This window comes from Nocardia sp. NPDC056564, from assembly GCF_042793755.1.
Classification (GTDB): Bacteria; Actinomycetota; Actinomycetes; order Mycobacteriales; family Mycobacteriaceae; genus Nocardia.
The window spans coordinates 309,646-322,016 of the sequence record NZ_JBHTUR010000004.1 but is presented as its reverse complement, the minus strand read 5'-3'; the positions used below and the strand labels follow the sequence as shown (position 1 = coordinate 322,016).

Annotated in this window: 16 protein-coding genes; 8 read left to right on the top strand and 8 right to left on the bottom strand. The window is 66.9% G+C overall.

The window, feature by feature from the left end:
* Positions 1–23 precede the first annotated feature (23 nt).
* Positions 24–200, top strand: a complete 177-nt coding sequence (locus tag ACFQ9K_RS12880) for a hypothetical protein (protein WP_378714275.1) — start codon at positions 24–26, stop codon at positions 198–200.
* A 95-nt stretch (positions 201–295) separates the two neighbouring features.
* On the opposite strand, the gene ACFQ9K_RS12875 is transcribed toward ACFQ9K_RS12880, so the two are convergent.
* Entirely contained in the window at positions 296–1,528 is a 1,233-nt protein-coding gene (locus ACFQ9K_RS12875; RefSeq protein WP_378714274.1) for an MFS transporter, read from the bottom strand.
* An 82-nt stretch (positions 1,529–1,610) separates the two neighbouring features.
* On the opposite strand from ACFQ9K_RS12875, the gene ACFQ9K_RS12870 reads away from it, so the two are divergent.
* Together ACFQ9K_RS12870 and ACFQ9K_RS12865 are read left to right on the top strand one after the other, a co-directional pair.
* Complete coding sequence (locus ACFQ9K_RS12870; RefSeq protein WP_378714272.1) at positions 1,611–2,549, top strand: LysR family transcriptional regulator; 939 nt, start codon at positions 1,611–1,613, stop codon at positions 2,547–2,549.
* A gap of 71 nt (positions 2,550–2,620) precedes the next feature.
* Positions 2,621–3,151: a dihydrofolate reductase family protein gene (locus tag ACFQ9K_RS12865; RefSeq protein WP_378714270.1), complete on the top strand. Its 531-nt coding sequence runs from the start codon at positions 2,621–2,623 to the stop codon at positions 3,149–3,151.
* Positions 3,152–3,157: 6 nt separating this feature from the next.
* Here ACFQ9K_RS12865 and ACFQ9K_RS12860 read toward each other — a convergent pair whose 3' ends face one another.
* Positions 3,158–3,562: a winged helix-turn-helix transcriptional regulator gene (locus tag ACFQ9K_RS12860; RefSeq protein WP_378714268.1), complete on the bottom strand. Its 405-nt coding sequence runs from the start codon at positions 3,560–3,562 to the stop codon at positions 3,158–3,160.
* Positions 3,563–3,640: 78 nt separating this feature from the next.
* Between ACFQ9K_RS12860 and ACFQ9K_RS12855 the strand changes: the two genes are divergently transcribed.
* A complete protein-coding gene (locus tag ACFQ9K_RS12855) occupies positions 3,641–4,051 on the top strand; it encodes a RidA family protein (protein ID WP_378714267.1) in 411 nt (136 codons plus the stop codon).
* Between the two features lie 98 nt (positions 4,052–4,149).
* On the opposite strand, the gene ACFQ9K_RS12850 is transcribed toward ACFQ9K_RS12855, so the two are convergent.
* The 6 genes from ACFQ9K_RS12850 to rpsF form a co-directional block, all read right to left on the bottom strand.
* The gene (locus ACFQ9K_RS12850) at positions 4,150–4,419 is read right to left on the bottom strand and encodes a hypothetical protein (RefSeq protein WP_378714265.1); all 270 of its coding nucleotides are present in this window, start codon (positions 4,417–4,419) and stop codon (positions 4,150–4,152) included.
* A 102-nt stretch (positions 4,420–4,521) separates the two neighbouring features.
* A complete protein-coding gene (dnaB, locus tag ACFQ9K_RS12845; RefSeq protein WP_378714263.1) occupies positions 4,522–5,904 on the bottom strand; it encodes a replicative DNA helicase in 1,383 nt (460 codons plus the stop codon).
* Positions 5,905–6,560: 656 nt separating this feature from the next.
* Positions 6,561–7,013, bottom strand: coding sequence for a 50S ribosomal protein L9 (rplI, locus tag ACFQ9K_RS12840; protein WP_378714261.1), 453 nt, complete (start codon positions 7,011–7,013; stop codon positions 6,561–6,563).
* Positions 7,014–7,030: 17 nt separating this feature from the next.
* A complete protein-coding gene (rpsR, locus tag ACFQ9K_RS12835) occupies positions 7,031–7,282 on the bottom strand; it encodes a 30S ribosomal protein S18 (RefSeq protein WP_014989074.1) in 252 nt (83 codons plus the stop codon).
* 60 nt (positions 7,283–7,342) lie between these two features.
* Positions 7,343–7,885: a single-stranded DNA-binding protein gene (locus tag ACFQ9K_RS12830; RefSeq protein ID WP_378714258.1), complete on the bottom strand. Its 543-nt coding sequence runs from the start codon at positions 7,883–7,885 to the stop codon at positions 7,343–7,345.
* A gap of 90 nt (positions 7,886–7,975) precedes the next feature.
* Positions 7,976–8,263 carry a 30S ribosomal protein S6 gene (gene rpsF / locus ACFQ9K_RS12825; RefSeq protein ID WP_150400327.1) on the bottom strand — a complete coding sequence of 96 codons (288 nt, stop codon included), beginning with the start codon at positions 8,261–8,263 and terminating at the stop codon, positions 7,976–7,978.
* A gap of 170 nt (positions 8,264–8,433) precedes the next feature.
* Here rpsF and ACFQ9K_RS12820 point away from each other — a divergent pair, with 170 nt between their 5' ends.
* The 4 genes from ACFQ9K_RS12820 (at position 8,434) to ACFQ9K_RS12805 (ending at position 12,168) form a co-directional block, all read left to right on the top strand.
* Complete coding sequence (locus tag ACFQ9K_RS12820) at positions 8,434–9,819, top strand: hypothetical protein (RefSeq protein ID WP_378714256.1); 1,386 nt, start codon at positions 8,434–8,436, stop codon at positions 9,817–9,819.
* A 72-nt stretch (positions 9,820–9,891) separates the two neighbouring features.
* Entirely contained in the window at positions 9,892–10,389 is a 498-nt protein-coding gene (locus tag ACFQ9K_RS12815) for a hypothetical protein (protein WP_378714254.1), read from the top strand.
* A 4-nt stretch (positions 10,390–10,393) separates the two neighbouring features.
* A complete protein-coding gene (locus ACFQ9K_RS12810; RefSeq protein WP_378714252.1) occupies positions 10,394–11,524 on the top strand; it encodes a sensor histidine kinase in 1,131 nt (376 codons plus the stop codon).
* Positions 11,491–12,168: a response regulator gene (locus ACFQ9K_RS12805; RefSeq protein WP_378714251.1), complete on the top strand. Its 678-nt coding sequence runs from the start codon at positions 11,491–11,493 to the stop codon at positions 12,166–12,168. Before ACFQ9K_RS12810 ends, ACFQ9K_RS12805 begins: the two co-directional genes overlap by 34 nt.
* Positions 12,169–12,371 lie beyond the last annotated feature (203 nt).

The window sequence follows — 12,371 nt, the reverse complement described above, 5'->3', positions numbered from 1 at the left end:
GGTTCCTAGACAAGGAGATTGGTGTGAGTATCAGAAACAGTGTGGCTGTGGCGATCTCGGCTGCCGCTTTTGTCCTTACGGCGCTGGTGGCCGCTCCGGTGGCGAGCGCGGATCCGGCGCCCGCTCCGAGTTCGGGCAGCGCGAACCTGCAGTGCCTGATCCAGGTTCTCATCCACGGCGAGGTGCCGGGGATCTGCTAGCGCGCGTCTGATCTGCGGAGACGCCGCATCGATGCCTGACAGCGGCACCCGGGTTCGGGTGCCGCTGTTGGTGTTTCAGGTCAGATCCGGGGCGGTCATCGCTGTGTTCCGTTCTTTCCATGAGCCGGGTCTGCCTGTCGTTCGCGCAGGGCTCCGGCGACGGCTTTCAGTGCGGTGAAGAGCAGGAGCCCGGTGACGAGTGCGCCTGCCCCCAGCCAGATTCGGTCGGTGTGCTGCAGCAGCGTCGTGCCGACCAGCGGGCCGAGGATGGTGCCGAGGCTCCAGGTACTGGACGCGACGCCCAGGTATCCACTGCGCAGTTCGGTGGGCGCCAGGTCGGCGAATGTGGCGCTGAACTGGACCGCCATTCCGATCTGCCCGAGGCCGAGAACCAGGACCGCGGCGGCATAGCCGGCGGGGCCCTGTGCGACGGTCGCCAGAACCCCACCGAGGCCGGCCAACAGCATCGAGCCGGCCAGGACGGTTCCGCGGTCGCGGTGCGCCAGCACGGCGACGGCCAGCGGTTGCAGGATGACGATGGCGAGTCCGTCGACGGCGATCACGGCGCCATACGTGCCGGGGCCGTACCCCTGTGCGGTCATCAGCAGCGGCAACGTGGCGAACGCCTGCATGTTCAGGGTGAAGTAGACGACGTGGAGCAGTGCCATGGTGATCATCAGGCGGTCACCGAGCAACGTCGGCAGCAGCGCGCGACGGGAGCGGCTCGTCGTCGAGTGCGTCTCCGGCACCGCGGTCACCACGATCGAGGCCGCGGCCAGCATGGCGAGTGCGTTCAACCAGAACAGCAGGTTGTAGCCGTGGCTGGCCAGCACGCCGGAACCCGTTGCGGCGACGGCATATCCGAGGTTCGCCGCCCAGTAGAGCAGGCTGTAGGCCCGCACCCGCTGTTCGGGCGGGAGGTCCGCCACGGCCGCCGAGCCGGCCGGGCGGAACAGCCCGGCGGTGAGGCCGTAGCCGACTGCCGTGGCCCAGATGACCGGCGCCGTCTCGGCAGATCCCAAGGCGGCCAGTGCGATTGCCGTGCCGAGGAATCCCAGCAGCATCGTCTGCCTGCGCCCGAACCGGTCCCCGAGCCAGCCGCCGAGCAGCTGTGATCCGAAATCGCCGATGCCAACGGCCGCTACCACGGCCCCCGCGGCCATCGGGGTCATTCGCTGTTCCTGGGTCAGATACAGCACCAACATCGGTTGCACGAAGCCGCCGGCCCGCGCGATGAGGTGGCATGCCCCCAAGGTCCACGCCAGGGTCGGCAATCCGAGCGCCTGCCGGGTGTAGTTCTTCGTGCCGGTGTCGGCGATTGTTGTCATGACTTCGACGCTATGAGCTGCGAGGCATCAAGAAAAGCGATCATTTACGATGGTATTCATCGTAATCTGTTATATATAGAGCATGGCCGAGTTCGACTTACGGCAATTGACGACGATGATCGCCATCGCCGAAGAGGGGACCTTCTCCCGGGCGGCGAATCGCCTGGGCTACACCCAGTCCAGCGTGAGTCAGCACATCGCCGCCCTGGAGAAGGCGGTCGGTGGCGCTGTCTTCGATCGGCCGGGCGGACCGAGACCGGTGCGGATAACCCCGCTCGGCGCCGTGGTGCTCGAGCAAGGCCGCGCGCTGCTGTCGAAAGCCGAGGCGCTGGGGCACGCGGTCGATCGATTCAAGGCAGGCGACGGCCGCATCGACATCGGCACCCTGCAGAGCGTCTCGCACGCGATCCTGCCCACCGTGCTGCGCCGACTCCGAGACGAACAGCCGCGCTGCGATATCCGGCTGACCGAGGCGGAACCGGACGCGGCGCAGATCGGCGAACTCGATCTGTTGTTCTACGACGGATTGCTCAGCGACGCAACGGAATCCGTTCTACTCATGGCGGATCCCTATCTGGCCGTGGCCCTTCCGGGTGACCTGCCGGCCGGCCCGGTTCCCGCGCGAATGCTGGACCGGAAAGCGATGGTGGCCTGGCCCGCGACCTGCGACCAGCCCAGGCTGGAACAATCCCTCGCGAACGCAGGCGCCCAGCCGCACATAGTGTTTCGCTCCGCCGGCAACGAAACGATCCTCTCCATGGTCCGCGCCGGCATGGGCCTCGCCGTCCTCCCCTGGCTGACGATCCACCATGTGATCTGCCGCTCCTGCGGCGCGATCCACGGGCCGGAAGGATGGCCCGACCTCCAGGTCCACCACCTCGAACCGACCCCCACCCGCACCATCTACCTGCACTCCCCGCCCGGCCGCAGCGCCCAGTCCCCCCTGCTTGCCCGCACCATCCAGATCGCCGTCGAAGTCGCCCGCGACCTCGCCCGACAGGCGCCGGCGGCGCGAACCTGAATCGGCAGAACACCGATGAATTTCGCTGGTCAACGGCGTCTCGTCAGTGACTCGACAGAAGGGATGAACTCGTGCAGATACTGGCGCGCCTATGCATGTCCGCCGACGGCTATGTGACGACTCCGGATGGCTGGCCGCCGCAGGTCATCGATCCGACACACGGGCCTGGCAGTCACGGCATCGCTGAATTCCTGCGCACCTGCGAAGCCGCTCTGATGGGCCGCACCACCTTTGAACCCGCGCTCACCGCGGATCGCTGGCCATGGCCGGATCTGAAGGTTTTCGTGCTGGGTTCGACCCGGCCGGAGGGCACCCCGGACGACGTCACCGTCGACGACGATCCCGTGCGGCTCCTGGAGAAGATCCGCGCGTCGAATCGGGGCGGTGACGTCCACCTCATCGGCGGACCCGGCACGATCGAGACCTATCGAGCCCTCGGCGTTCTCGACAAACTCGAGCTCGTGATCCTGCCCTTCTTCGTCGGCGGCGGCCTGCGCCTGACCGAATCGCTCAATGCGCGAACCGGTCTGGAATTCGAGAGTTCGCGACCGCTGGCCGGGGGCGCGGTGGAGATCGTCTACCGAGTATCGCCGCAGTCCTGAGCGTGCTCAGTGCCGAGCGACCGCTTCCTCGGCGGGGTCCTGGGCGTCGAACCGCCTGCGGGCGCGTTCGACATCGGGCAGGGTGGTTGTGGTCCAGCGCAGGAGTGCGTCGATGAGGTCTTGCAGTGAGCGGCCGAGATCGGTGAGGCGGTACTCGACCGCGACGGGACGGGTGCTCGTGACGACGCGCTCGATCATGCCGTTGCGCTCGAGGCGCCGAAGGGCGGCCGTGAGCGACTTCTGTGTCACGGCGGGGATGGTCCGGCGGAGTTCGTTGAAGCGCAGCGAACCTCGTTCGCACAGCGCGTCGAGGATCTGGAGCGACCACTTGTCGAGCACGTGGTCGAGCAGCTCACGATGCTGTTCGGTGAGCTGCGGGCTGTCCGGAGGTAGGGGAGCGGTTTCCTGCACGACACCTAGTCTCGTTGAAGTGCCCTCGGGTTACCAGGTAGACATCGGATACCAACTCCGACAGTAAAAGAGGCACCCATGGCCGTACAGTTGCTGACCCCCGGGGGCATGTTCAGTCCTGTTCCCTACCACCATGTTTCGATCGGCACCGGCACTCGCCACGTGCACGTGGCCGGCCAGATCGCCCGCGACGCCACCGGCCACCCGGTCGCGACCGGCGATCTCGCCGGCCAGGTCGCGCACGCACTACGCAGCACCGCGCGCGGCCTCGCCGGAGCCGGCGCAACCTTCGCCGACGTAGTCCGCCTCCGCTTCTTCGTCACCCACTGGACCCCCGACAAGTACCCCGCCTTCGTCGAGGGCATCGAGCGCGTCACAGCCGAGCTGGGAATACCCCAGCCATTACCCCCCGTCTCGGCGATCGGCGTCGACTACCTCTTCGAGCCCGACGTCCTGGTCGAGGTCGAGGCCTACGCCATCCTCGACTGAGCTGTAGGGTCCCAGAAATCGTGGTTATGTCGGCGTGAGGCTTGTATGCAGCGACGCGTCGCTGACCTACTCGGGAGTTCGCAGGCGAGTTCTACCGCTCAGATCGAGCGGATCCACAGTTGCCAGCCGCTACCTTGCTGACCATAGACGCAGTCGGGCCGGGTGTCGGAGCTGCCGTACCACGCCTGCCACTTTTCCCCCGCCTGCACGCACGCCGACTGAGTCTCGTACTCGCCGATAAACATGCCCTCGGCACTTGCGTTGCCCGCGACCGCCCCGACCACAACCAGTGCGGCGGCACAGGCTGCAAATGATCTCCATACTGTTCGCATGCCGGCAACCTTGCCAGAATTGGACACCAAATCCATGACCCAAGGATTGGGAGTTGCGGCAGCTATGTGCCCTTATGTAGTGGACGACGGCGGTGACGACCCCGAACCGGGCACCAAGTGGGACCCTACCTGTGCTCGCTAGCCGCGGGCCATGTCCACGAACCGGCTCAGGTGGAGTTGGTGGGCGACGGTGATGGTGGCGGTGGGGCCGTTACGGTGCTTGCCGACGATCAGGTCGGCTTCGCCGCCGCGGGGGTCGTCGCGTTCGATGGCGTCGGGGCGGTGCAGCAGGATGACCATGTCGGCGTCCTGCTCGAGGGAGCCGGATTCACGAAGGTCGGACACCATGGGGCGTTTGTCGGTTCGCTGTTCGGGACCGCGGTTCAGCTGACTGATCGCGATCACCGGAACCTCGAGTTCCTTGGCGAGCAGCTTCAGGCTTCGGGAGAAGTCCGAGACTTCCTGCTGCCGGGATTCGACCTTCTTACCCGAGCTCATCAGCTGAAGGTAGTCCACCACAACAAGTTTCAGATCGTGGCGCTGTTTGAGCCTGCGCGCCTTCGCCCGAATCTCCATCATGGTCAAGTTCGGTGAGTCGTCGACGAACAGCGGCGCCTCACTGATCTCGCTCATCCGCCGCGCCAACTTGGTCCAGTCGTCATCGCTCATCCGCCCCGACCGCATATCCCCGAGCTTGATCTTTGCCTCGGCCGACAACAGACGCATGACAATTTCCGTACGACTCATCTCCAGCGAAAAGATAACGCTGGGCAACCCATGCTTGATCGAGCAACTGCGCATGAAGTCCATTCCCAGGGTCGATTTCCCGACGCCGGGGCGGGCGGCGACGATGATCATCTGGCCGGGGTGCAGGCCGTTGGTGAGTTCGTCCAGTTCGGTGAAGCCGGTGGGGACACCGAGGGAGATGCCGCCGCGGCTGGCGATGGAGTCGATCTCGTCCATCGTGGGCTGGAGGAGTTCCTCGAGCGGGAGGAAGTCTTCGGTGGTGCGTTTGTCGGTGACCTCGTAGATCTCGGCTTGGGCGCGGTCGACGACCTCGGCGACGTCCTGGCCGTCGGCGCCGGCGTAGCCGTACTGGACGATCCGGGTGCCCGCCTCGACGAGGCGGCGCAGGATGGCCTTCTCGGCGACGATCTCGGCGTAGAAGCTGGCGTTGGCCGCGGTGGGGACGGTCTGGGTGAGGGTGACGAGGTAGGGGGGTCCGCCGATGCGCTTGAGTTCGCCGCGGCGGTCCAGGCCGGCCGAGACGGTCACCGGGTCGGCGGGTTCGCCGCGACCGTAGAGGTCGAGGATGGTGTCGTAGATGAGCTGGTGGGCGGGGCGGTAGAAGTCGCCGGGCCGCATCACCTCGATGACGTCGGCGATCGCGTCCTTGCTCAGCAGCATGCCGCCGAGCACGGACTGCTCGGCCGCCATGTCGTGCGGTGGCTGACGCCCGAAGTCCTCGCCGGGCGGCTCCGGCGGGTAGTTCGCATGCCCGCGGTCATCGACGACTGCCATGAGACTCGACCGTCCTCTCTCCACCTACCGGGCTCACCCTATTGATGATTGGTCCTACTCTCCGGCTCCGACACGTACGGCGCAGCGGCAGCGCCCGCCGCTCGCAGGCCGGCCGAGGCCACCTGCGAGTTTCAGCTACCGTTGCGAGATCCATGAATTCCGGACGTTCGGGCCGCGTCTACCACGACGTAGGGACGAACCTAGGCGACCCGAGGGCGGTCAACAAACCGTACTGTGCACACAGCTGTGGATAAGTTGGGGAGTGTTCACCTAACCGTGTGCACCCCCTGTGGACAACGTGGGGAAAACCCAGGTCATCCAGCCAAAACCCGCTGATAGATATCGATTTCCGCGGCTATCCACGTGTGGATGAATAAAGTCGCGGCGTGTCGACCAAGTTGAACAGCCGGGCGTGTTGGGTTAACAGCATGCGCGACGGCTATGAGCTGAATCACATTGCCACCGGTCGGTTTTCTGGATAATCCACAGGCCGGTCACCGAAAACCCGATGACCAGCACGGATTTGCCGAGAATGTTCCGAATGGCAGGACCGCCCAGCTGGCAAACTATGAGTTATCCAGATAAGTGGGCTGTATTGCACAGCCGAAGACCACCCCCGTGCCGAACACGGGAGTGGCCTTCGAAGTGGTGCTATATCAGCTGGCAGCGACCGTCAGGTCGAACTTGGCCACCACGTCCGGGTGCAGGTGCACCACGACGCCGTGCTTGCCGGTCGTCTTGATGTGCGACTTCGGCAGCTCGATGCTGCGCTTGTCGACCACGGGCCCGCCCGCCGTCTTGATGGCCGCGGCGACATCCGCCTGGGTCACCGAGCCGAACAGCTTGCCGGTGCCCGCCGTCTTCACCGACAGCGAGACCGCATCGAGGTTCTCGATGGCCTGCTTCAGTTCGTTGGCGTGATCCAGGTCGCGCACCTTGCGGGCGTCCTGCGCCCGGCGGATGCCCGCGACCTGCTTCTCGGCGCCACGGCTGGCCACGATCGCCAGTCCGCGCGGCAGCAGGAAATTGCGGCCGTAGCCGTCCTTGACCTCGACGGTGTCGCCGGGCGCACCGAGGTTGTCCACGTCAGCAGTCAGAATCAACTTCATTTGCGTGTCTCCCTTACTCAGCGAGCCGTCGACACGTAAGGAAGCAGGGCCACCTCACGCGAGTTCTTGACGGCAACCGCGATGTCACGCTGGTGCTGCACGCAGTTGCCGGTGACGCGGCGGGCGCGGATCTTGCCGCGATCGCTGACGTACTTACGCAGCAGGGCCGTGTCCTTGTAATCGATGTTGACGATTCCGGACTTGGCTTCCTTGCAGAATGCGCAGGCCTTCTTCTTGAGCACCTTTTCGCGCGCTGGCGCTTTAGGCATGGTCTTTTACTCCGTAATCAGTGATGGTCCACGCAAAGGCAGACCTATGAGTTGCCGTTATCAGAACGGCGGTTCGTCATCTACGCGGCCGCCGCCCCCGAAGGAGCCTGCCGCGGGCGCACTGCCCCAGGGATCGTCCTCGGCGCCGCCGGAACGGCCACCGGAGCCGGCCGGGGCGCTGCTGCCGCCGCCGGAGCCACCGCTGCCGCCGGACCCGAAGCCGCCGCCACCGCCGCCACGACTGGTCTTGTTGACCTTCGCGGTGGCGTAGCGCAGCGAGGGCCCGACCTCGTCGACCTCGAGCTCGACGACCTGGCGCTTCTCACCCTCGCGGGTTTCGTAGGAGCGCTGCTTGAGCCGTCCGCTCACGATGACCCGGGAGCCCCTGGTCAGGCTTTCGGCGACATTTTCCGCAGCTTCGCGCCAGATATTGCAGCGCAGGAACAGCGCTTCGCCGTCTTTCCATTCGTTCGAATTACGATCGAACACACGGGGTGTCGACGCGACGGTGAAATTGGCCACCGCCGCTCCCGCGGGCGTGAATCGAAGCTCGGGGTCGGCCGTCAAGTTTCCGATGACGGTGATGACCGTGTCGCCTGCCATGTGGTTCCTCCTGCTCGGGGTGCAGTCCGCATCTCGCTTGTTTGCGCTAGAGCCTAGAGATAGACACCGACGCAATCGAGGGTCGCGGGACTACTTGTCGTGGCGCAGAACCTTGGTGCGCAACACCGACTCGTTCAGGCCGAGCTGGCGGTCGAGTTCGCTCACGGTCGCGGGCTCCGCGGTCAGATCGACCACCGCGTAGATGCCCTCGGCCTGCTTGGCGATCTCGTAGGCGAGCCGGCGGCGGCCCCAGATATCGACCTTGTCGACCTTGCCGCCTTCGGTACGAACCACGGTGAGCATCGTCTCGAGAGACGGGGCTACGGTGCGCTCGTCCAGACTGGGATCGAGGATAACCATCACTTCGTAATGACGCACGGACCAATCACCTCCTGTGGACTAGGAAACGGCCACGGGCTCTCCGTGGCAGGAGGGTCGTTGCGTCAGCAACCCGACAAGGCTACATGAACCGCCCCTGACCACTGAAATCGATCCCATCGGCGAGGGAACGCGGGCGTCGGCGTAGCCCGCCGCTTAGGGTGGTCCACATGCCGACCGGACGCGCCACCAGCGACCTGATCGCGCGCCGCGTGACTCGTCGCGCGGCGCTGGCGACGGTCGTGCTGGTGCTGTGCGGGCTGACGCTCGCGCTCGGGTACGCGAACAAAGCGCGTTGTGCGGGCGGGCCGTTCACCGCCGACGGCCGCAGTACGGTATTCGACACCAGCAAGGATTCGGATGTCTGTTACTCCGATATCCAGTTCCTCTGGCTCGGCCGCGATATCAACGAGCACGTCTTCCCCTATGTGCGGGGCGGCATCACCGAGGACGGCGCGCTGGTCGGCGGCGCGGTCGAATACCCGGTGCTCAGCGGCACTTTGATGTGGCTCGGCGCGCTCGGTGCGCACAACGACGCCGACTTCCTGCGGCACTCCGCGCTGCTGCTCGCGCCGTTCGCCTTGCTGACCGCCTGGATGCTGGCCCGGCTCGCGGGTCGCGCGGCGTTGCTCTGGGCGGTGGGTCCGCCGCTGGTGCTCTATGCCTTCCACAACTGGGAACTCCCGGTGGTCTGCACGGCGGTGGCCGCGGTGTACGTGGTCGCGACGCTGACCCGGTATTCGTTGCGTACCAGGGGAATTCTGGCCGCGATCCTGCTCGGCCTCGGTTTCTGCCTCAAGCTTTATCCGGGGATCTTCGTGCTGCCGCTGCTGGCGTACGTGCTCACCGGCGGCGCCGAACCCGAGCGCGACGAACCGGGTCTGGATGTCCGCGGCGCGCTGATGACGGCGGGCGCGGCCGTCGCCACCGTGGTCGCGGTGAACCTGCCGTTCGCGCTGGCGGGTTACCAGGGCTGGCGCGCGTCGATCACCTTCCAGCAGTTGCGCCAAGCCGACATCACCACGAATTCCATTTGGTACTGGGGACTTCGGCAGCTGTTCGGGACGGACACGCAGAGCGAGGCGCTGTTCCAGCAGGTGGTGTCGATCGCGTCGCCGACGTTGATCCTGGCCGCGTTCGCGCTGGCCATGTGGCTGGGCTGGAAGCGGTACCTCGCCTCGGGCGTGTTCCCGTGGGTCGGGGTCAGCGCCGCCATGCTGTGTGGATTCCTGTTGTTCCACAAGGTGCATTCGCCGCAGTACACGCTGTGGCTGGTGCCGTTCCTGGTGCTGCTCGAGGTGCCGTGGGCAGCGATCGGGGCGTACCTCGTCGCCGACGCGGCGCTCGGGATCGGCGTGTTCCGGTACTTCTACGCGCTGGGCACCGGCAGGCCCGCCGAGCAGATGGAGAAGCTTGTCCAGTTCGGGGTGTGGGGCCGGGCGGTGCTGTTGGTCGCGCTGTTCTTCCTGTTCCTGCGGGCCGTGCCGCGTGGGTTTCGGCCCGTGCCGCCCGCGGTGCCGCGGTTTGCGCCGGGTGAGTTGATTCCGGTCGGTTAGTCCGCGGATTCCACCTGCGGTTCCACCCCGGGGTGGTGCCGCCGAATCGGCGCTTCCCCGAGGGTTATGGGCATGACCTCGAACGATGTGCTCACCGCCGTGCTGGCACTGGCGATACTCGGCTGGATCGTCTATCGGCAGAATCAGTGGCGGCCCTTCGATCCCGCCCGGATGTGGCGGGGACCGCTGATGCTCGGCGTCGTCGGCGTGCTGCTCCTCGGGTCCGCGGACAAAGCCCCCGCGGTGCACACCGTGGATATCGCGCTGCTGGTCTTCGAGGGTGTGCTCGGGCTGGCGGTCGGCGCGCTGATGGGCAAGCTGTCGAAGTTCGCCCGGCAGGACGGGCAGCTGATGGTGCGCACCGGCGCGTTGGCCTCGGCGCTGTGGGTGGTGCTGATCGCGGTGCGCGTCGGTGTGGACGTGGTCGCGGTCGGCATCGGTGCGCAGGCCGCGGTCTCGGCCGGCGCAATCATCGTGCTGCTCGCGGTCAACCGGCTCGGCCGGATGCTGGTCATCGCGGCGCGGGCCGAACGGCTGACCGGTTCGCGGCCCATGGTTCGGGCACACTGAGCTGATGCCGCCCGGCGCGTACCTCGCACCGACGACCCCGAACAGGCTGTTGCGCCTGGCCGGGGTCGTCGCCATGGTCGTGCTGCTGCGTGACGATCAGCTCGCTCGGCAGGGGACGCCGGTCCTGGTCATGGTCGGTATCGCCGGGTTCGCGCTGCTGGTGTGGGCGGTGGGCCCGATGGGCCGGCCGTGGGTGAGCCACACCGTGCTCGGGATCATGGCGGTCTTCGGCGGGTTGACCGTCGCCCAGGTGGGCGGGTCGCTGGTCCCGTTGCTCGCCGCCGCGTTCGCCGGTGTCGCTGTCGTACAGCACTCGATGACGTTCGGGGCGTTGATCATCGGCGTCGAGGCGATCGCCGTGGGGGTGTCGTCGGTGGCGGCGCACCATCCGCCGAGCGCCTATCTGGGACTGCTTGCCGGAGTGGTGCTGGTGGCGCTGATGGGGTTGAGCCGCAGGCAGTTTCGCGTGACGGCCGAGCAGAACCGATTGCTGGTGGAGCAGAGCCGGGAGATCCGGGCGGAGCGTGATCGCGCCGCCACGCTGGCCGAACGCGGACGGATCGCCCGCGAGGTGCACGATGTGCTCGCGCACACCCTCGGCGGGTTGGTGCTGCAGCTCGACGCCGCGGACGCGCTGCTGGAGGCGGGCGAGCCGGATCGGGCCGCGGCCAAGGTCAGGGCCGCGCGGGAACTGGCCGCGTCCGGGCTCGGCGACGCGCGGCAGGTCGTCGGCGCACTGCGGGCCGAAAGGATAGACCTGCCTGCCGAATTCGAACGGATGGCCACCGAGCATCGCCAGGCCGGCGGCCGCGTGGACCTACAGGTAACGGGCGAGGCCGAGCAGCTCGGCGAGCAGGTGCGCGTCGCGCTGTTGCGCGGCGCGCAGGAGTCGCTGACCAACGCCCGCAAGCACGCACCGGGCACGCTGGTCGAGCTGCGGTTGTCGATCGGTGCGGAACAGGTGCAGCTGGTCGCCTCGAATCCACTGTCCGACCGGCTCGGGCTACTGTCGGCCTCCGGGATGGGTGCCGGGCTGCTCGGGATGCGGGAGCGGATCGGCGCGCTGGGCGGCACGGTCGAGGCGGGAAAGGCGGGTGACCGGTGGACGGTGCGAATGACGGTGCCGCGGCGGTGATCACGGTGGTGGTGGCCGATGACCAGACCATCGTGCGGGAGGGGCTGACCACCGTGCTGTCGCTGCTGCCGGACATCGAGGTGGTCGGCGAGGCGCGCGACGGCGCCGAGGCGCTCGAGTTGGTGCAGCGGCTCGCGCCCGATGTCGTGCTGATGGATCTGCGGATGCCGGTGCTCGACGGTGTGGCCGCCACGACCGCGATCGTCGCCGAGCATTCCGGGACGGCGGTCCTGGTGCTGACCACCTATGCCGACGACGAATCGATCGCGGGCGCGTTGCGGGCCGGTGCGCGTGGGTATTTGACGAAGGACGCGGGGCGCCGGGAGATCGCCACGGCCATTCGCGCGGTCGCGGGCGGGCAGGCGACGTTCGCCGCCGAGGTCGGTCAGCGGCTGGTCGCTTCGCTGCGGACACCAGCGGTCGAATCGAGGAATTCTGCCTCGATCGCCGAATCAGGGCTCAGCGCAAGGGAACTCGACGTGCTCACCTTGATGGCCAAGGGACGCAACAATTCCGAGATCGCCGAGGAACTGTTCATCGGCGTCAGCACGGTCAAGAGCCACATCAACTCGCTGTTCGCCAAACTCCATGTCCGCGATCGCCCGCAAGCGATCGCCCAGGCCCACCGGCTCGGCTTGAGCTGACCCACGCCGCGCTCGCGGAGCGGCGCGCGGCCGTGGATCGCGACGTGGACCACGATCTTCCCGCTGACTTCGTCCGAGTTCTACCCTGCGAGGTGCGTCACTACCCGACTGGGCGTGCAGCCGGACGGCAGCCATCGGCCAACTGCTCGGTGGTATCCATCGCCCCAGCTCGGACGCCGGTTCGGCCGCTGTGCTCGGCGGTG